Below are 18,650 nucleotides of genomic sequence, written 5' to 3'. Positions count from 1 at the left end.
TAAAATAATTACTTTTCTGCATCAGGAGTTTTATCATAAACGAACTTTTGAGAAGTAGTATCTGTAGTTGTATTTGAAGGTTCATCATCCCAGTCACCCCAATCTCCCTGATAGATTTTTATATATATTAATTCATTATTGTCACCATTATAAATCTTTGTTTTAGAGATGTTGCAATAATTTTTGTTAGTGTCTATTTTTAAATTTTCCATGACTTGAAATTTTAGAGTTATGAAACCTAATCTTAATAGAATAAATTTGTCTTAAAAAATGTATTTCAGTCTGGCCAATGGTTGCTATTTTCAAAGTATCTATTTTACATACAGAAACTTCTTTTTGACCGCTTTTGAAATTACAGTTTTACGCTATGAAGGTGTGATTGTTTACTTGTAAATGTAAGCTAATGAACCATGAAAGCTTTATTGAAATTTTAATAAAAGCTTTCATAATTCCCATTTACTTAATTTCTATATTTTATTAGGTTTGCTGACGTATTTATTTCCTTTAATAAAAAAGCGCCACGGCAAAAGTGCATCTTCCTGCGCATACGCAACACCTATGCGCGGTACGGCCAGAATTTTTTCTTGTGAATAGCTGATGCCATGATCTTCTACCCAAATTTCATCACCTCCCAAGTCCTTTTTATTAAATGAACTGTCAATCCCTAAAGCTTTTGCGGCAGAACCGGGTCCAGATGAAATTGCAGGTTTAGAAATAGGCATATTTCTTCTTTCTTCCATAATATCTATTCCTGATAATGGCTCAATTGCTCTAATTAAAACAGCATGCGGTTCACCCTCAACAGAACTAACAATATTAAAAAGATGATGAATGCCATAACATAAATAAACATATGAAATACCGCCACTGCTGTACATTATTTCAGTCCGATTCGTTCGTCTGCCTCCATAGGCATGTGAAGCTTTATCATGAATACCAAAATAGGCCTCCGTTTCTACGATGATGCCCGTAGTTATCTTTCCATCAATTTGAGTACAGAGTACTTTTCCTAAAAGGTCTTTAGCCAGAAAAATAACATCCTTATTCAAATAATAAGCATAAGGTAATTTATAAGGGTATTTTATAGATGATGCACTCATTTCTAAGTTTTATTTATACAAAATAAAGCTATTTTACTTTGTTATTTTATAACTTTTAAGAATGATTGTATAAGTATCATACGTGGGTTTTAAAGTACTTTTATTTAAATTTTAAATCGCATAGATTATGAAAACAAACAATCAAAATTCAGATGCTGCTAAAAAAAGCGGTTCTGATAATCGAAGTGACACAAGAAAACATCAATATAGAGATCATGATGAAGTTTTAACAAACGATGAAAATTATGATTCAGACACTCATAAATTCAAGGGAAAGGAACCTGATTTTGATGACAAATTAGACAATGAAGAAAAAAATTAAAGTAAAAAAAGTCCCAGAGAATACGCTGGGACTTTTTTATAAATTGATTGCCAACGATATTTCGTTGGCAATCAATTTTTTATTATTTTAAATATAAATACATAATTATCAATACCTTCGTATAGCCTGTTTAATTATATGAAGATGCTTGCTAATCAGTACAGAATACTTGTTTTTCTCCTTATATTATTTACAATTGGAGATGCAAATGCAATGGCTCCTTTCAAAAACGAAAATCAAAACGAAATAGCAGAAAAAAACCTAATTGCTCTGGAAAATGATTTTGATTACGAACCACCTTATACTTTGCAGCAGGTAAAAAAAGCGGAAAGATTGTTAGCCGGATTACAGGGAAATATCGATAAAATTAAAACTTTATTGAAATTAAGCGACTGGTATGAAGCGTCGTTTAATAATCCTGAAACGTTAGAAAAAGCATTTGAGTATGCTGACGATGCCCTTCGCTTAAGCCGATTTTTACATTCTGATGTTTATGCCGGTAAATGTTATCTGCAGTTTTCAATGCTTTATGAGTTGAGAAATAATAATGCTATGATAGAAATCAGTGCCAAAAAAGCAATAGCATTATTATCCAAAACAAATAAAACAAATGATTTGGCAGAATCATGGGTAATGATATGGTCAGCTAAAATGCGGACTAATGCACCCATTGAAGAGCGATTGCCTCCAATTTTTAAAGCCGCAGCTTTATTTGAAAAATGTGGAAACAATAAAAGAACTGGCGACTGCTATAGAGAAATTAGTGAATTGTATTTTTCAATCTCAGATTTTCACAACTCCCTGAATTCGCTAAAAAAAGCTATTTTTTTCTATAAAGCAGCCCATCTTAAAGAAAATGACATTTATCCTATTTCTTCGAGATTGAATATTATTTATGAAACAGAAAAAAGGAGCATGGATATTATTAAACTCAAAAATAAGACCCTGCTCCAGCAAAGCAAACTTAAAAACGAAGTTTTTTTGCGCAATTCGATGGTAATTTTTGTGGTACTCTTACTCATAATTCTGGGATTACTTTATAAAAGTTTTACGTTTAAGAAAAAGACAAACAAAGTGCTCGAAACACAACAAAATGAGATCAATAAAAAAAATATTGCATTAGAAAAACTGGTAGTCGAAAAAGAATGGCTATTGCGGGAAATTCATCACAGAATAAAAAACAATCTGCACATGGTTGTTGGTTTATTAGCAAGCCAAGTAGAATTTTTAAAGAATGAAGAAGCCGTTCAGGCCATTAATAATAGTCAGAATCGAATTCAGGCAATGTCATTAATTCATCAAAAATTATATCAATCAGAGAATTTATCAATGATTGACATGCCATCCTATATATTTGAATTAACAGAATATTTAAAAGATTCATTCGAAATTAGAAACCGGATAAGATTTATTCTTGATGTAGACACCTTCAATTTGCCTTTGTCACATTCAATTCCAATTGGTCTTATTTTCAATGAAGCCGTTACAAATGCTATCAAATATGCTTTCCCAAATCAAAAAAATGGGATTATTAATATTTCGCTTAAAAGTGCCGGCAATCAAAATTATAAATTAATTATTCAAGATAATGGTGTTGGGCTTCCACACGATTTTGATCCCTACAACAATCCTTCATTGGGAGTAAAACTAATGCATGGCTTATCTGCCGATATTGAAGGGAAGTTTTTAATTACCAATCTAAATGGAACTAAAATAACTTTAGAATTTACTTATAACGAAAATAATCTCCATTAATATAATGCTATAAAATGTCAAAATCATTAAAAATCCTTATTGTTGAAGATCAGTTTGTAGAAGCAAATCATTTGCGATTGATGCTAAAAAAAGCGGGACATACTGTTACTGGAATGGCACGGTCTGTTACTGATGCCAAGTATTATATAGCTCAGGAAAGACCAGAATTGGTTTTATTAGATATTTTTCTTTCTGGAAAAGAAACGGGTATTGACCTCGCGGAAATATTAAAAGAAGAAAATATTCCTTTTATTTATCTATCTGCAAATTCTAACGAAGAAGTTTTGAGTAAAGCGAAATTGACACATCCTCACGGTTTTTTGGTAAAGCCATTTAGAGAAAAAGATTTATTAGTAACAATTGAAATTGCCGAATATCATCAAGAACACGGAATTGAATCTTCTATTAGAAAAGAGCTTTTATTTCAGAAACAATTAAAAACAATAGTACAAAAAAGCGGTTCTTGGGATGATAGAGTTTTTAACATTATTATCGCCTTGCAGTCACTTATTTCGTTTGATCTTGTAATGGCGGTTTTTTATATTGATAATAAATTAACCAGCAGAGTTTTGGGTTATGCAAGAACCGGTTTACATGAATACCAGCGAATAGGAATTGAAGAATTGCAAAATATTACGGCCTTAAAAGAATCTGAAATAAATGAATTACGAAATAAAAGTAAAGTTGAAACCGAAGCAACTTTCTATAATGACCAGGATTTTATAAAAATATGCGATAAGACCCCAATCAAAAAGTTGATTGCAAATTCAATGAATATGAAATCCAATCTTATGTTGCCTGTTCCTATATCACTTCATGAAAATGGCGGATTATATTTGTCTTTTTTCAGCAGACAATCTAATAATTACAATAAAAATCATTTAACCCTATGCGAAAGACTGCAAGAATCTTTGATTTACGCGATTGAAAATTTAATTAGTCATGACAAAAAATTAGACCAAAAAGGATCATCTTCAATAAATCATAGCACAGGAAAAAATGTAAAAACAACAGGTTTTGAAGCGATTATAGGAAAAAGTCCCATTCTGCTAAAATTATTTGATCATATTTTGCAAGTAGCACCTGTTGATACAACAGTTTTAATTACTGGCGAAAGTGGTACTGGAAAAGAAAGTATTGCGCATAGCATCCAGCAGCTTTCTAATAGAAAAGGGCAACCGTTTGTAAAAATTAACTGTTCTGCCTTGCCACCAAGCCTTATTGAATCGGAGTTATTTGGACATGAAAAAGGATCTTTTACTGGCGCATCTGAAAGACGAATTGGTAAATTCGAACAAGCAGATAAGGGTACGCTATTCTTAGATGAAATTGGAGACATGCCTTTGGAAATGCAGGCAAAACTGCTACGGGCGATTCAAGAAAAAGAAATTGAGCGCGTTGGAGGAAATCTTCCCATAAAAGTAAATGTCCGTATCATTGCTGCTACCAATTGTAATCTTGAAAAAGAAGTTGCTGACGGCCGTTTTAGGCTTGACCTGTATTATAGGTTAAATGTATTTCCGATTCAGTTGCCACCATTGCGAGAACGCAAGGAAGATATTGGTCTGCTTGCTCGTCATTTTATTTCTTTATATAGTTTTAAAACCGGAAAAAATGTAACTGAAATAGCTGAAAGTGCATTAAAAAGTCTTTTGTCCTATCAATGGCCAGGAAATATAAGGGAACTCGAAAATCTTATTGAAAGAAGTATTCTTTTAGCAAAGACAGATACTATTGAGCATATTCCGCTTCCAGTTATTGATGAGACTAAAATAAATAATACATCAAACGAATGGTATTTTAAAACTATTCAGGAAAACGAAAGAGAACACATTATAAATGTCCTTGAAAAATGTAATGGAAGAATTAGAGGAACAGGAGGAGCTTCAGAGATTTTAGGACTTCCGCCAACAACATTAGCATCCAGAATGCAAAAATTAGGTATAAAGAGAAGTCATTTTTAATTGTTAGTTGTAATTGTTAAGGAACGTTATTACGTTGCCTTGTTTTCGTTTTACGACGAAATATAGTTCGTTCTAAACAAGTTTGTTTAATTTAATACGTTGATTATTAGTTGTTTGTAAAAAAGGTTCGGTTTTAGTTTATTCTTTGGCATAACATTAAAACATGTATTATGCTAACTGAAACCCCTACTACAATACTTTTCATTACAGGTGCATTTGTCAGTAATAAATGTTGGGACGAATGGAAAACTTTTTTTGAAAGCAAAGGCTTTAAAACATTGGCTCCGGCATGGCCGTACAAGGATGCTCCGGCAACTGTTTTGCGTGATCGCCATCCTGATCCGCAAATTGCAAGTCTGCGATTAACTCATTTAATTGAATATTTTGAGGATATTGCAAAAAGCCTTCCTCAAAAACCAATTATAATTGGCCATTCGATTGGCGGCCTCACAGCACAGATACTTTTACAGCGCAATTTAGCGGCAGCTGCAATTGCAATACATTCGGTTCCTCCTCAGGGAATCATGACTTTCAAATTTTCTTTTTTAAAAGCTGGATGGGGACCGCTTGGATTTTTTACTTCTGCAAAAAAAACTTTTTTAATGAGTTTTAGTCAGTGGCAATATGCATTTACAAATGGAATGCCTGAAGAATGGCAGGACAAAGCATATTGCGACTCTGTAGTTCCTGAATCTAAATTAATAGTTCGCGATACCATAACTGCAGCAGCTAAAGTAGATTTTCACGCTCCTCATAAACCATTGCTTCTAATTGCAGGATCTACAGATCATACTATTCCCGAATCGCTGAATTATTCCAATTACAAGAAATATACCGACAAAGATTCTATTACAGATTTCAAGGTTTTTCCTGAAAGAAATCACTTTGTCTTAAATCAGCCTGGCTGGCAGGAAATTGCACTTTATATACAAAACTGGATCGAAAAACTTCCAGTTCAAAATTCATAATAACCAATTATTTTTTAACCAATAAAAATTTAAAATCATGAAAACGAATTTATTTAACTCAACTTTTTTAAACTTTAAAAGAAAACCTATTCAGTTTTTAGCCTTAGGACTTTTATTATTGATGGTAATTTCTTGTAATAAAAAAGCAGAAGAAACTCCGACAACAGAAACAAAATCAGAAACATCAACAGAAACGACACAAGCTGTGCCGGCAAATCCACCTGCAAATTTTAAGCATGCTACAGCTGAAGTAAACGGAATTAAAATTCATTACGTTATAGGTGGTAAAGGTGATCCGCTTGTTTTAGTTCACGGATTTGGCCAAAACTGGTATATGTGGAATCGTCTATTGCCAGAATTATCAAAACATTTTACTGTAATCGCTCCCGATTTGAGAGGTGTTGGCGAATCTGACAAACCTGAAGGAGGTTATGACAAAAAAACAATGGCATCTGATATTCACGAATTGGTAAAAAAATTAGGTTATACTAATATCAATTTGGCAGGACATGATATCGGATTAATGGTGGCTTATGCTTACGCCGCACAGTACGGGAACGAAGTAAAAAAAGTTGCTTTAATGGATGCTCTTTTACCTGGAATTGAGCCAGTTTGGTCTAATGTTAAAGGATCTGCGTGGTGGTTTGGATTTTTTGCATGGCCAGCTTCTGGAGATATTGTAAAAGGCAAAGAAAAAGAATTCTTAACTAATTTCTGGCCAGTTGTAGGACACGTAAAAGATCCCTTTACTCCTGAAGAAACTACAGAATTTATTAGAGCATATGCCGTTGAAGGAGGCACTACGGCTGCTTTCAAATGGTTTGGTGCATTTGACCAAGACGGAAAGGACAATCTTATTTTTGCGAAGAAAAAACTAAAAATGCCATTATTAGCAATGGGCGGAGAGTATTTTGCGGCGGCTTTCCTAAAAGATCACTCCAAATTAGTTGCTGAAAATGTTTCAGAATCTAAAATTGCTGGTTCTGGTCACTGGCTTGTTCAAGAAAATACAGCACAAGTACAGAAAGATTTACTAGCCTTTTTTCTGGCAAAATAACTAAAATCATGAAAAAACTACTGTTATCAGTATTGCTTTTTGTTGGGCTTTTATCGCAAGCCCAACAAAAAGCAGATCTGATTATCTACAACGGAAAAATTGCAACAATGCAAAAACAAAATGAATTTGTTCAGGCAATTGCAATTAAAGATGGAATTATTCTGGATACGGGAACTGAGAAAAATATACTTTCAGCCTATAAATCTTCGACAACAAAATTAATTGATGCGAAAGGAAAAACAGTAATTCCGGGACTTAATGACAGCCACATGCACGTTATTCGCGAAGGCTTGAATTATAATTCTGAGTTGCGCTGGGACGGTGTAAAAACCTTAAAACGTGCCATGGAAATGCTGAAAGAACAAGCTGCAAGAACGCCAGATGGTGTTTGGATTAAAGTTATCGGAGGCTGGAACGAGTTTCAGTTTGAAGAAAAAAGGCAGCCTACAATTGACGAAATCAATGCGGCAGTTCCTGATAAACCTTTATTTATAACCTATTTATACGGAAAAGCTTTCCTAAACAAAAAAGGAATTGAAGTGTTGGGTTATACAAAAGACACAAAGTATGAAGGAAGCCTTTTGGAACAGGATTCTAAAGGAAATTTAACAGGTTTGATGTATGCCAAAGAAACGCCCAAAGCAATTTATACTACATTAGGGCTAACCACAAAACTAAATCCAGAAGAACGGTTTAACAGTTCCATACAGTTTAATCATGAGCTTAATCGTTTCGGACTTACAAGTGTAATTGATGCTGCAGGCGGAAGCCAAAACTTTCCGGCAGATTATGTAACTTCATTGGAATTGGCGAAGCAGAATAAGCTGAGCCTAAGAATTTCTTATTATTTGTTTGCACAGCAAAAAGGCAAAGAATTGCAAGATTATGAGAAATGGGTTGCCACAACTCAAATCAATAAAAATGATAATCTGATTGTTGCAAATAGTTATGTTGAAGAAGGTGCTGGAGAGAATATCGTAGCCTCTGCAGCTGATTTTGAGAATTTTCTGGAACCCAGAATCGTATTATCTGATGAAATGGAAAAAGATCTGGAACCTATTATTCGATTATTAGCCAAAAACAAATGGCCTTTTAGACTTCATGCAACTTATGGCGAGTCTATTGACAGAATGCTGAATGTTTTTGAAAAAGTAAATAAAGAAATTCCGTTTAATGGATTACGTTGGTTTTTTGATCATGCCGAAACCATTACACCTTCAGAATTAGAACGTGTTAAAAAATTAGGTGGCGGTGTTGCGGTGCAATTTAGAATGTATTATCAGGGAGAATTGTATAATAAATTGTACGGAGCTCCAAAAACACAATTGCCTCCAATTAAAAAAATGCTTGAACTTGGAATACCTGTTGGAGCTGGAACAGATGCTACCCGAATTTCAACGTACAATCCGTGGATGTCATTGCATTGGTTGCTTACAGGAAAAACAATTGGCGGTATGCAGTTCTGGCCTAAAGATCAGACTTTGGACAAATTTACCGCTTTACAATTGTACACGTCTGGAAGCGCCTGGTTTTCTGGAGAAGAAAAAGACAAAGGAAAATTAATAAAAGGAATGTATGCCGATTTAGCGATTTTATCCGACGATTATTTTTCGGTTACACCAGATGATGTTCGAAAAATCGAATCGGTTTTGACAGTTGTTAACGGTAAAATTGTTTTCGCTTCCGCGGAATATAAAGCATTGAATCCAGAAATTCCTGCAGTAATTCCAGATTGGTCTCCCGTAAAATACTTTGGAGGTTATCAAAAATAATGGCACGCTGCATGAAATGAGAATTGCACGCAGATAAAACGGATTTAAACGGATTGTCACTGATTTTTTTTTAAACTCATCCGCGAAAATCCGCTTTATCCGTTCAATCTGTGGGCAAACTTTTAAAACATTATAAATATCAAATCATGAAAAATTATAAATCCATTTTAATTGCGATAATTTTTTCAGTCGCTTTTTTTTCGACACAAAATACGTATGCACAAATGCCTATGCCTCCTGAAGTTCCGATTTGGGATGCTAACAAAGTGACTTTGCAATTGCATAAAATATCAGATAATGTGTACGCCGTTTCGCCCTCAACAACCGAAACCGAAACTACAAAAGGAATTCCGCAAGCCACTTCTGCGGGGTTTATTGTAGGAGATAAAGGTGTTTTGTTAATCGAAACGATGTTGAGCAAAAGATTATACGATCAATTGTACAAATTAATTCGATCTGTTACTCAAAAACCAATTGTGTATGCCGTAAATACGAGCGATCATGGCGATCACTGTTTTGGAAATTATCTTCTTCCAAAAGAAACTATTCTGATACAAAATGAATTCTGCAAAGAAAACCTTTCTAAGAATTATGATGGAATAAAACAATTTATGATCATGCTTTTTGGTGCTGGAAGAGGAATTGAAGAAAGCGTTTATCGTCCAGCAGATATTACTATTGCAATCAATCAAAGTCTTAAACTAGATTTGGGTGGTGGTAAAATTGTAGAAATTATCAATGTAGGAACTGCACAATCTCCAGCTGATCTTTTTGTTTATTTAAAATCGGCAAAAGAAAATGTTTTGTGGGCCGGAAACCCTTTTATTGCAGAGAGTCCAACTATTCCATGGCTTTTTGATGGTTACTTTTTGGAGCCGGTAAATAATCTCAATAAAATTTATAATATGATTGGCGACAATGATATTGTTGTTCCCGGTCATGGCCGAATTACCAATAAAAAAGGAATTAAATATACTATTGATTATGTTGAAGTCTTAAAGACAAATGTCGAAAGCGCAGTTAAAAAAGGTCTGACTTTAGAAGAAACAAAAGCTACTGTTACAATGAAAGAGTTTAATAAAGGATACGAACTTTTTAATTGGCTTCACTTTAATTTCAACGTTCCGAATGCTTATAAAGACATCAAACAAAACAGTACTAAATAAACTTGTCTAAAGGTAGCACAATTAAAAAACAGCGTTATGAAAAATTGGGTTTTATTGCTGGTTTTACTGATTTCATTTGGCTGTTTTGCACAGCAATATCCTGATTTTAAATCATTGCGATACGATGAAAATTACAGTTTTCTAAAAAATGATACAGTAAAGAATGACTGGTACAAAACGATGAAATTTTTACCGCTTTCTTCTTCACAAAAATATTATATCAGTTTTGGAGGAAGTATCAGGTATCAATATTTCTATGCTAAAAATGAAAATTGGGGAGATGGGCCACAAGATAATGATGGCTATATATTGTCAAGATATTTGTTTCATGCTGATTTTCATGCTGGAAAATTTTTCAGGGCATTTGTACAAACGCAAAGCAGTCTGGCAGATGGAAGAGTAGATCCAAGTCCTGTTGACTTGAATCCGCTCGAGGTTCATCAGGCTTTCGCCGATTTTAATGTCATAAATGAAAAAAGCAAAAAACTGATTGTAAGAGCCGGAAGGCAAGAGTTGACTTATGGATCACAACGTTTGGTTGCCGTGAGAGACGGGCCAAATAACCGCCAGTCTTTTGATGGAATTAAAGTTATGACTTCAAAAGATAATATTTCGGGCGATTTTTTCTATAGCCATTTTGTAGTGGCTCACGACGGTATTTTTGATGATCATTCGAGTAAAGACAGACAATTATGGGGAAGCTACTTTGTCATTAATAAGGCACCGATTATTAAAAATATTGATGTGTATTATTTAGGTTACAAAAGAACAAAAGCTTCTTTTAATGACGGAGCCGGAAAAGAAACACGACATTCTATAGGAACACGAATTTGGGGAAAGACAGAAAATTGGCGCTATGACGGAGAAGCCTTATATCAATTTGGAGATTTTGCTTCTAAAAATATTAGTGCCTGGACCGCCTCAATCAACGCTGGGTATCGTTTTAATGAGTTGAAATTTCATCCTGAATTAAGTTTTAAAGCCGAGGCAATAAGCGGGGATAAAGAAGTAGGAGATAATGGATTGCAAACTTTTAATCCGCTTTTTCCCCGTGGAGGTTATTTTGGATTAGCTTCTGTAATCGGTCCGGCGAATTTAATTGATTTTCATCCGGCAGTAAGCTTTGAGTTAAGTAAAACTATTGATTGGGTTATTGATTACGATATGTTTTGGAGATACAGCAGCAACGACGGAATTTATGCACCTAATACTATCTTAATTTATCCAGGCGATACTACAACGGCAAAGAAAATAGGAAATCAACTAGAAACAGAATTGATCTGGCAGCCTAATCCTTATTTATATTTTCGTCTTGAGGGAACTTGGTTTAATGCAGGAGAATATATAAAAGCTTCTGGAACTGGAAAGGATATCTTTTTCGCCGGAATTACAATGCAGCTTAATTTTTAAGCTTTATTAAAAGAAAATTTTAAAAACAGATAGTTATGGAAAAAATCCAAATGCAATCAAAAATAAAGACTGCAAAATTAACAGCATTATTGCTATTGATTGGTTTTTCAATACAGGCACAAGTCTATTCAGATGAGGAACTTAAGACAAAACAAACCGCAGAAAAGTTTTTCGAATATATTGGAGCCAAAAATCCTGAAAAAATAGCTTCGATGGTTTCGGAAAATGTGGACTGGTATATTTTTGAATCTAAATATATGCCATGGACAGGACATCGCTCTAAACGAGAAGAGATTTCAGTGTTATTCAAAACCTTATTCAGTTATTTTATTGATGGAAGTGAGAAACTCGAAGTACAGTCTTTTTTATTGCGTGGTAATGAAGTATCTGTTTTTGGTTTTGTAGAAAGAACAGTGAAAAAAAATGGTAAACATTTTAAAATGCCACTTGCCATTCATATAACAGTGGAAAATAATTTGATAAGCAAGTTTTCACTCTATGAAGAAACGCTGATTATTGAAAAAGTTCTTAAATAAAACAGAATTAAACTTCTTGTTTATAGAATGTTATTAAAGACTTAAAAAGATAAATAAACTTAAAAGAATAAGATTATGAAAAATGATAAAAAAACATGGTTTATTACGGGAACTTCTCAAGGTATTGGCCTTGTTTTGGTAAAACAACTATTAGCCCAAGGGTTTAATGTTGTTGCCACTGCAAGAAATGTAGATTCGGTTAAAAAAGCGGTTGGGAATTCTTCTGATCAGTTTTTGCCATTACAAGTCAATTTGATTAGTGAAGAAAGTGTAAAACAAGCAATCACTTCAGCTATAGAACAATTTGGTTCAATTGATTATTTAGTTAATAATGCTGGTTATGGTTTAATTGGAGGCATAGAAGAAAGTTCTGATCTTGAAGTTCGTGCTAATTTTGATGTCAATGTTTTTGGTTTGCTTAATGTTACCAGAGCTGTATTGCCTCACATGAGAGCAGAAAAATTTGGACATATTATTAATCTTTCATCCGTTTTTGGTTTAATTGCCGGTGCGGGTTGGGGAATTTATTGCGGTACTAAGTTTGCTGTTGAAGGCATTTCTGAAGCACTTGCACAGGAAGTGAAGCCATTTGGAATTAATGTGACTATTATAGAACCGGGCTATGTACGTACTAATTTCTTAAATACTTCTTCATTAATAACAGCGGCAAATCCTATTGAAGAGTATACAAGTATTCGCGAAGGTGTGCGAGCGCATCAAAATGATATTCCGGGTAAACAACCAGGAGATCCAGATAAAGTAGCTGAATTAATTATAAAAGTTACTCAGAATCCCGAACCACCGCTTCGTTTGCTTACAGGCTCAGATGCTTATGGATTTGCAAATTACAAGATTGATTCGTTGAAAAATGAAATTGAAATCAATAAAGAACTTACCTTTTCAACAGATTTCAAGTCATAATTTAGTTATTACTAAAATAAGAATCATAATATGAAAGACAGAAGAACATTTCTTAAACAAGCGGGTCTTGCTAGTCTTGCTGGTTTGATGCCAATAAATACATTGTCCGCAAGCATTCTTAAAACAGACCAATTAACAAATGAAGAAAATTCTGCGGCTAAATGGGCGGACGGATCACGTTTGGTAGTATCAGTTTCTATGCAGTTTGAGGCAGGAGGACAGCCTGTAAATGCTGAGAGTCCTTTTCCGCAAAACATGCAAAAAGGATTTGTTGATCTTCCGGGCGAAACCTGGTATCAATATGGTTATAAAGAAGGGATTCCCAGAATGCTGGACAATTGGGATAAATTTGGTATTAAAGTCACTTCTCACATGGTAGGATCTGCCGTTTTAAAAAATCCTGCTCTTGCTAAGGAAATTGTAGAAAGAGGTCATGAAGCTGCCGCGCACGGAATGGATTGGGCAACGCAATATTCTATGCCCTACGAAACTGAAAAAAAGTTTATCAAAGATGGGGCAGATGCTATTAAAAAAATAACCGGTTTTGAACCAGTTGGCTATAATGCAAACTGGCTTAGAAGAGGAACTAATACATTAGAAATTTTGCAGGAACTTGGTTTTAAATATCATATTGATGATTTAAGCCGTGACGAACCATTTTTGATAAAAGTAAAAGAAAAAGATTTTGCAGTAGTTCCATACACTATTCGCTGTAATGATATCGTATTGATTGAGGGAAAGAATTTTAGCGCAGACCAGTTTGTGCGTCAGGTTATATTAGAATTTGATCAGCTTTATAAGGAATCTGAAAAAAAACGCAGACAAATGTCAATTAGTTTTCATGATCGAATAGGAGGAACACCACAAATGATTGCTGCAACTACAGAAATACTCTCTCACATTCAAAAACATAAAGGAGTCAGTTTTAAACGAAAAGACGAGATTGCTAAAATGGCTTATGAGGACAAGAGCATTATGCGAGAATGATCTAGTTAAAGGGATTGACTGTCGAATTTTTAAAAGGAATTACAATGGAATATCAAAAATTATTTCAGGAATATAAATTAAATCAGAATCAATTAAAAAACCGTTTTTTAATGGCTCCCATGACACGTTCAAGAGCTTCACAGCCTGATGATGTACCAAATGCTTTGATGGCGGAATATTACGCTCAGCGAAGCACAGCGGGTTTAATAATTACAGAAGCAACTCAGGTTTCTTTACAGGGAAAAGGTTATGCTAATACGCCAGGAATTTACAGCAAACAACAAATTGAAGGCTGGAAATTAATAACCGACGCTGTACATAAAAGTGGAAGCAAAATATTTTTGCAGTTATGGCATGTAGGCAGAGTAAGCAGTTCAAAAGTTAATGGATTGCAGCCTATAGCTCCTTCTTCATTAACGGCTCAAAACACGAGTGTCTATATTTTTGATGGTGCTCTCAATGGAGACGCAACGTTTGTTCCGGTTGAAGAACCTCGAGAAATGAATAAAACCGATATAGATACTGTTATTGAAGAATTTGTGCAAGGTGCTAAAAATGCCATTGAAGCCAATTTTGATGGTGTTGAAATTCATGGCGCAAATGGTTATTTGATTGATCAGTTTTTGCGAAGCAATAGTAATACCAGAACTGACGAATATGGTGGAACCAAGGAAAATAGAATTCGGTTATTGATTGAAATTTCAAAAGCAGTAGTCCATGCAGTCGGAAAAGAAAAAACAGGAATAAGACTATCGCCATTTATCAGCTTTAAGGATATGAACGATCCCGAAATTTTGCAAACTATAATGTTAGCGGCAACCGCATTAAACAAATTAGATGTCGCTTATATTCATCTTTGCGAGGCTGATTGGGATGACGCACCTCAAATTCCAATTGATTTTAGAATCAAACTTAGGGATATATTTAAAAATACTATTATTGCTACAGGTAATAAAACTCCTGATGAAGGTGAAAAATTACTTCAGGATAATCTAGTAGATTTAATTGGCTTTGGAAGAAATTTTTTAACTAATCCTGATTACCCTGCTAGAGTAAAAAAGAGTTTAGGCTTAAATAAAATTTCAGATACTCATACTTTATTTGGAGGAGGTCAAGCCCGAGGTTATACAGATTATCCATTTTACAAAGCAGATTAAAATCTGCAATGAATTTCTTTTTAAGGTTTGACTAACTTTTAAGTTATTACCGAATCCCCTTTCATTATGAAAGGGGATTTTAGTTTATCAACCCATTAAAATTATTTGAATAATATTTTAATGTTATATCGTTTTTAAAACACCATCATCGGCTCTAAGCAAGAACCATTTAGCTTTATTTAGTGCAAATATTTAAGCCCGATAATATTTAAAATATTGTTTATTACCTGTTTTGTCGCCAAGTACAAGACTGCAATAATAATAACCCTAATGATTAGCTTGTGTTTTTTTAAATCGAATACAGAAAAATATTGATAATAGAAAAGTATTATATATAAAAAGGTAAGTACCGACAGAAAAACGTTTACATTAAGCAGAAACTCTCTGTTTGCAGTAAAAAGCATGCAAATTGGTAAAATAAGGCTTATCGTTAAAACTCCACATAACAAATATAAATTGAGTACCAGATTCTCTGTATAGTTTTGTTTGCTTTTTTTGAAAAATAAATAGCTGACAAACGCAATAATGGGAATGTGCAGAAAAGCTGTAAATTTTGAGAAATCTTTTAAAACCTTAAAAAGTCCAGAGGTTGATGATTCATTGAACAAAGTAGATACTTCAATTTTTGTCCATTTTTTTAGAAAATAATTGATAGTCAGTAAAAGAATTATGGTCGCAAAATAATTAAAATGTTTTGTTCTTTTTCCTTGAACGTATTCTCTAATACTGTGTCCGGGTCTTGAAAATAATTCTTTTATAGTGTAGAAAAAGCCTGTGTCAAAGTGAAATATTCCATGAATAAAATCATGTTTAATAACATGAGACAAAGAAAACCGATGTGTTGACGCTGCTTGGCTACAATTACTACAAAATTTCCCTATAATTTCTTCATTACAATTCAAACAGTTATTGGTCATTGGTTTAGTTCTAATGTTTTTTGTCAATTAATATTTATCCTTGGTTTCGCGAATGTAACTAATTTTTAAAAAATAGTAATGGTTCTTTTAAGCAAATAAAAAAATAGTACAGGAACAAAATCTACTGGGAATTGTATAACATCTTGCTGAAATCTAGTACTTCTTACTCTTTTCTCGTTTGTATCTTTAGTAGTACATTAAAACTAGTAATTAATCAAAAAAAATATGTTATGGCAGAGATTAAAATTGAGAAAAAGAAAGCAGTATGGCCGTGGATTGCAGTAGTACTGATAATTGCTGGACTTATCTACTATATTTTTTATGTAGATCATGAAGTTCAAAGTGAAAACAGCACGGAAATCGAAAACACTACAAGTTCGCAATAGTGCATAATGAACGGATGGAAGGCAGAATTGAAATTGTTTTTTTCACCGTTTAAAAACATATATACTAAATAAGAAATTATGGAAAATAAAAATTTATACAGACTAGACGAACTATCCGATTATAAAATTGCATCAAATTATTCTGATGTAAGAGGATGGAAAATAGTAGACGCTGACAACCATACTATTGGCACAATTGATAATCTTTGGGTCAATAAAGATATGCAGCGTGTTGTTTACTTGGATGTGAAAGTAGATAAAAAATTAATTGAAGACAGTCGCAATGAGGTGCATAATGTTATAGCTAACGACAATGGAAAGGAGTTTATCTATAAAGACGGCGACAGCCATATTATTATACCCATTGGATCTGTAAGCATAAATAAAGACACAAAAATTGTGATGGCTAACAGTATTGGTTATGATACATTTAGAAGCACGAACAGATACAACAGACAAAACAATTTTGATAGGGATTATGAAAGAAGAGTAATGAATTCCTACTATCCTGAAAATGATCCTGACTCTGTGTATTATAGTGAGGATGACTCATTTTACAACCGAAGGGAATTTGACCACAAATAGGACTTGTAATTAAAATCCCTACAACTGTTTAATTAATAAAAGAAGATTGATTATGGAAACGCAAATTATTGAACTGGAAAAAAAATATTGGAAGGGAATGGAAAATCATGATTATGAAACGGTAAAAAATCTTACTCTGTTTCCTTGCGTAATTGCTGGTAAAAATGGTGTCCAAAGTGTAAACGAATCTACGTTTAAAAAGATGTTTGAGTCTGGTGATGGTGACAAAATAAAAGTATTAAGTATTGATGATGTGGAAGCAAAATTAATTGCCGAAAATACAGCAATAATAGGATATTTAATAGAATTAGGAATAGTAGGGGATAAACAAAATTCGCCTATGAAATGCGCCTGCACTTCGACTTGGATTAAACATGATAATAATTGGGTTTGCGCACTGCATACAGAAGCTGAATTGAAGCAATAGTTTATAAGAATAAGAGATAGAAAAGACCGCTAAGCTTTGTAGTTTAGCGGTTTTACTTTTACGTGATACTTACTGCATGATTTAAAGAAAGTGACTTGTTTTCAAGTTTGGGAGAAAACAAATGATTTTCAAGAAGTATCAAATGTGATTTGAATATCCCAGAAAATCGACCAAAATTTGAAGTACAACAATTTCAAAGCATACCCGTTCAAGATAAAGCGATTGGGCTTGGTATTGTAAATCAATATGAATATTATTTAAACCTAGATTTAGATTAATGTTTTGAGAATTTTGATAAAAAAACTACTATTACCTAATTTTGCAACGCATGAAATAACGAGCTTCTTAATATTATACTATGAGCAATACATTTTCAAACAACAGCCAAATTGGAGTGGCAGCTACTTTTTCTGATCTTGTAACTACCAATTTCAAGGGAGAAATGAATGCACTTTGCTGGTACAGAGATTTGGATGGAGATTTTAATGAAATTGTAGCTAAGTTATCTTTAAAAGAAAATATAACAGAAGTTTATCCAGAAGATCTAAGCGAACTTCAACTATCAGAAAAGGGGAATATAGCAAGAGAAATAATCTTAAATGACTTACAGTCATTAACTGATTTTGGAGCTTCGCCTTCACTTAATTTGCTGAAGTGTTATGAACGTGATGATGAATTTGATTTTATATCTACTGACGTTTATTCGTTTCATGTTGATCGATCGCCCATTGCAACCGATACTTTTTTGTGTACCTATCACGGTGCTGCAAGCGACATTGTTTCTAATTCTCAAGCGAAGCAGAAGATTCTAATTCCAGAAATCCGAACAAAGCTAAAAGAGCTTTATAATGGAACAGAGGAAGAGTTTGAAAGCTTTTTGAAGGAAAATTATTTTGATCTGCATTATCAGGTACAGGCGGATGCAAAACCTATTAATTTAGGAGTAGGACATCTTTGGCGCTTGGCTGTAGATCATCCAAAACAACAAGTACTGCCTTGCATACATAGGGCACCAATAGAAAATGAAGGGGAATATAGGTTATTGTTGATTTGTTAAAGGAAATCGTTGATACAATGGAGTTGAGGAAGCTTTTTTAAATTCTTGAAAACCCGTCGAAAGCGGTTTGTGATTCCTGTAGAAGTTAAATATTAAAAACCGATCGTATTTTTTTGAAATAAGAATGGATAAACCATATAATGGTTTTATTTTTCAAAGGATT

At 33.6% G+C, this 18,650-nt stretch carries 19 protein-coding genes; 16 read left to right on the top strand and 3 right to left on the bottom strand.

Going from position 1 to position 18,650, the window contains the following annotated elements:
• Positions 1 to 8: 8 nt before the first annotated feature.
• Together EV145_RS04835 and EV145_RS04830 are read right to left on the bottom strand one after the other, a co-directional pair.
• The gene (locus EV145_RS04835) at positions 9 to 212 is read right to left on the bottom strand and encodes a hypothetical protein (protein ID WP_133524089.1); all 204 of its coding nucleotides are present in this window, start codon (positions 210 to 212) and stop codon (positions 9 to 11) included.
• 255 nt (positions 213 to 467) lie between these two features.
• A complete protein-coding gene (locus tag EV145_RS04830; RefSeq protein ID WP_133524088.1) occupies positions 468 to 1,100 on the bottom strand; it encodes a DNA-3-methyladenine glycosylase in 633 nt (210 codons plus the stop codon).
• A gap of 127 nt (positions 1,101 to 1,227) precedes the next feature.
• Here EV145_RS04830 and EV145_RS04825 point away from each other — a divergent pair, with 127 nt between their 5' ends.
• The 12 genes from EV145_RS04825 (at position 1,228) to EV145_RS04770 (ending at position 15,115) form a co-directional block, all read left to right on the top strand.
• Complete coding sequence (locus EV145_RS04825; RefSeq protein WP_133524087.1) at positions 1,228 to 1,422, top strand: hypothetical protein; 195 nt, start codon at positions 1,228 to 1,230, stop codon at positions 1,420 to 1,422.
• Between the two features lie 144 nt (positions 1,423 to 1,566).
• The gene (locus EV145_RS04820) at positions 1,567 to 3,177 is read left to right on the top strand and encodes a sensor histidine kinase (protein WP_166638408.1); all 1,611 of its coding nucleotides are present in this window, start codon (positions 1,567 to 1,569) and stop codon (positions 3,175 to 3,177) included.
• Positions 3,178 to 3,191: 14 nt separating this feature from the next.
• The gene (locus EV145_RS04815; RefSeq protein ID WP_133524085.1) at positions 3,192 to 5,141 is read left to right on the top strand and encodes a sigma 54-interacting response regulator; all 1,950 of its coding nucleotides are present in this window, start codon (positions 3,192 to 3,194) and stop codon (positions 5,139 to 5,141) included.
• A 170-nt stretch (positions 5,142 to 5,311) separates the two neighbouring features.
• Positions 5,312 to 6,109, top strand: coding sequence for an alpha/beta hydrolase (locus EV145_RS04810; RefSeq protein ID WP_133524084.1), 798 nt, complete (start codon positions 5,312 to 5,314; stop codon positions 6,107 to 6,109).
• Between the two features lie 37 nt (positions 6,110 to 6,146).
• On the top strand, positions 6,147 to 7,166 hold the full coding sequence (locus tag EV145_RS04805) for an alpha/beta fold hydrolase (RefSeq protein WP_208110892.1): 1,020 nt from the start codon (positions 6,147 to 6,149) through the stop codon (positions 7,164 to 7,166).
• Positions 7,167 to 7,174: 8 nt separating this feature from the next.
• Positions 7,175 to 8,938 (top strand): amidohydrolase, encoded by a 1,764-nt coding sequence (locus EV145_RS04800; RefSeq protein WP_133524083.1) that lies wholly within the window; start codon positions 7,175 to 7,177, stop codon positions 8,936 to 8,938.
• A 146-nt stretch (positions 8,939 to 9,084) separates the two neighbouring features.
• On the top strand, positions 9,085 to 10,104 hold the full coding sequence (locus tag EV145_RS04795) for an MBL fold metallo-hydrolase (protein ID WP_133524082.1): 1,020 nt from the start codon (positions 9,085 to 9,087) through the stop codon (positions 10,102 to 10,104).
• Positions 10,105 to 10,140: 36 nt separating this feature from the next.
• Positions 10,141 to 11,514, top strand: coding sequence for an alginate export family protein (locus EV145_RS04790; RefSeq protein ID WP_133524081.1), 1,374 nt, complete (start codon positions 10,141 to 10,143; stop codon positions 11,512 to 11,514).
• A gap of 35 nt (positions 11,515 to 11,549) precedes the next feature.
• Complete coding sequence (locus EV145_RS04785; protein ID WP_133524080.1) at positions 11,550 to 12,050, top strand: nuclear transport factor 2 family protein; 501 nt, start codon at positions 11,550 to 11,552, stop codon at positions 12,048 to 12,050.
• A gap of 75 nt (positions 12,051 to 12,125) precedes the next feature.
• A complete protein-coding gene (locus tag EV145_RS04780; RefSeq protein ID WP_133524079.1) occupies positions 12,126 to 12,971 on the top strand; it encodes an oxidoreductase in 846 nt (281 codons plus the stop codon).
• Positions 12,972 to 13,001: 30 nt separating this feature from the next.
• Complete coding sequence (locus EV145_RS04775; protein WP_133524078.1) at positions 13,002 to 13,958, top strand: polysaccharide deacetylase family protein; 957 nt, start codon at positions 13,002 to 13,004, stop codon at positions 13,956 to 13,958.
• Between the two features lie 44 nt (positions 13,959 to 14,002).
• Positions 14,003 to 15,115 (top strand): alkene reductase, encoded by a 1,113-nt coding sequence (locus tag EV145_RS04770; RefSeq protein WP_133524077.1) that lies wholly within the window; start codon positions 14,003 to 14,005, stop codon positions 15,113 to 15,115.
• Positions 15,116 to 15,294: 179 nt separating this feature from the next.
• On the opposite strand, the gene EV145_RS04765 is transcribed toward EV145_RS04770, so the two are convergent.
• Positions 15,295 to 16,032: a DUF3667 domain-containing protein gene (locus EV145_RS04765; RefSeq protein ID WP_133524076.1), complete on the bottom strand. Its 738-nt coding sequence runs from the start codon at positions 16,030 to 16,032 to the stop codon at positions 15,295 to 15,297.
• Between the two features lie 230 nt (positions 16,033 to 16,262).
• Here EV145_RS04765 and EV145_RS22345 point away from each other — a divergent pair, with 230 nt between their 5' ends.
• The 4 genes from EV145_RS22345 (at position 16,263) to EV145_RS04750 (ending at position 18,487) form a co-directional block, all read left to right on the top strand.
• Complete coding sequence (locus tag EV145_RS22345; protein ID WP_166638407.1) at positions 16,263 to 16,418, top strand: hypothetical protein; 156 nt, start codon at positions 16,263 to 16,265, stop codon at positions 16,416 to 16,418.
• Positions 16,419 to 16,496: 78 nt separating this feature from the next.
• Positions 16,497 to 17,003: a PRC-barrel domain-containing protein gene (locus EV145_RS04760; RefSeq protein WP_133524075.1), complete on the top strand. Its 507-nt coding sequence runs from the start codon at positions 16,497 to 16,499 to the stop codon at positions 17,001 to 17,003.
• A 52-nt stretch (positions 17,004 to 17,055) separates the two neighbouring features.
• Positions 17,056 to 17,430, top strand: coding sequence for a nuclear transport factor 2 family protein (locus tag EV145_RS04755; protein WP_133524074.1), 375 nt, complete (start codon positions 17,056 to 17,058; stop codon positions 17,428 to 17,430).
• Between the two features lie 358 nt (positions 17,431 to 17,788).
• Entirely contained in the window at positions 17,789 to 18,487 is a 699-nt protein-coding gene (locus EV145_RS04750; RefSeq protein WP_133524073.1) for a DUF1826 domain-containing protein, read from the top strand.
• Positions 18,488 to 18,650 lie beyond the last annotated feature (163 nt).

Origin of the sequence: Flavobacterium sp. 245, from assembly GCF_004362055.1 — a bacterium.
Taxonomy (GTDB): Bacteria; Bacteroidota; Bacteroidia; order Flavobacteriales; family Flavobacteriaceae; genus Flavobacterium.
This window is presented reverse-complemented; position numbering and strand designations above follow the sequence as displayed.

Bases quoted from the DNA above. Each gene is read 5' to 3' on its own strand.
- EV145_RS04810 (WP_133524084.1), top strand. From the start codon at position 5,312: ATGCTAACTGAAACCCCTACTACAATACTTTTCATTACAGGTGCATTT.
- EV145_RS04825 (WP_133524087.1), top strand. From the start codon at position 1,228: ATGAAAACAAACAATCAAAATTCAGATGCTGCTAAAAAAAGCGGTTCT.
- EV145_RS04765 (WP_133524076.1), bottom strand. From the start codon at position 16,032: ATGACCAATAACTGTTTGAATTGTAATGAAGAAATTATAGGGAAATTT.
- EV145_RS04805 (WP_208110892.1), top strand. From the start codon at position 6,147: ATGAAAACGAATTTATTTAACTCAACTTTTTTAAACTTTAAAAGAAAA.
- EV145_RS04795 (WP_133524082.1), top strand. From the start codon at position 9,085: ATGAAAAATTATAAATCCATTTTAATTGCGATAATTTTTTCAGTCGCT.
- EV145_RS04750 (WP_133524073.1), top strand. From the start codon at position 17,789: ATGAGCAATACATTTTCAAACAACAGCCAAATTGGAGTGGCAGCTACT.
- EV145_RS04830 (WP_133524088.1), bottom strand. From the start codon at position 1,100: ATGAGTGCATCATCTATAAAATACCCTTATAAATTACCTTATGCTTAT.
- EV145_RS04755 (WP_133524074.1), top strand. From the start codon at position 17,056: ATGGAAACGCAAATTATTGAACTGGAAAAAAAATATTGGAAGGGAATG.
- EV145_RS04820 (WP_166638408.1), top strand. From the start codon at position 1,567: ATGCTTGCTAATCAGTACAGAATACTTGTTTTTCTCCTTATATTATTT.
- EV145_RS04790 (WP_133524081.1), top strand. From the start codon at position 10,141: ATGAAAAATTGGGTTTTATTGCTGGTTTTACTGATTTCATTTGGCTGT.
- EV145_RS22345 (WP_166638407.1), top strand. From the start codon at position 16,263: ATGGCAGAGATTAAAATTGAGAAAAAGAAAGCAGTATGGCCGTGGATT.
- EV145_RS04780 (WP_133524079.1), top strand. From the start codon at position 12,126: ATGAAAAATGATAAAAAAACATGGTTTATTACGGGAACTTCTCAAGGT.
- EV145_RS04760 (WP_133524075.1), top strand. From the start codon at position 16,497: ATGGAAAATAAAAATTTATACAGACTAGACGAACTATCCGATTATAAA.
- EV145_RS04835 (WP_133524089.1), bottom strand. From the start codon at position 212: ATGGAAAATTTAAAAATAGACACTAACAAAAATTATTGCAACATCTCT.
- EV145_RS04815 (WP_133524085.1), top strand. From the start codon at position 3,192: ATGTCAAAATCATTAAAAATCCTTATTGTTGAAGATCAGTTTGTAGAA.
- EV145_RS04775 (WP_133524078.1), top strand. From the start codon at position 13,002: ATGAAAGACAGAAGAACATTTCTTAAACAAGCGGGTCTTGCTAGTCTT.
- EV145_RS04785 (WP_133524080.1), top strand. From the start codon at position 11,550: ATGGAAAAAATCCAAATGCAATCAAAAATAAAGACTGCAAAATTAACA.
- EV145_RS04770 (WP_133524077.1), top strand. From the start codon at position 14,003: ATGGAATATCAAAAATTATTTCAGGAATATAAATTAAATCAGAATCAA.
- EV145_RS04800 (WP_133524083.1), top strand. From the start codon at position 7,175: ATGAAAAAACTACTGTTATCAGTATTGCTTTTTGTTGGGCTTTTATCG.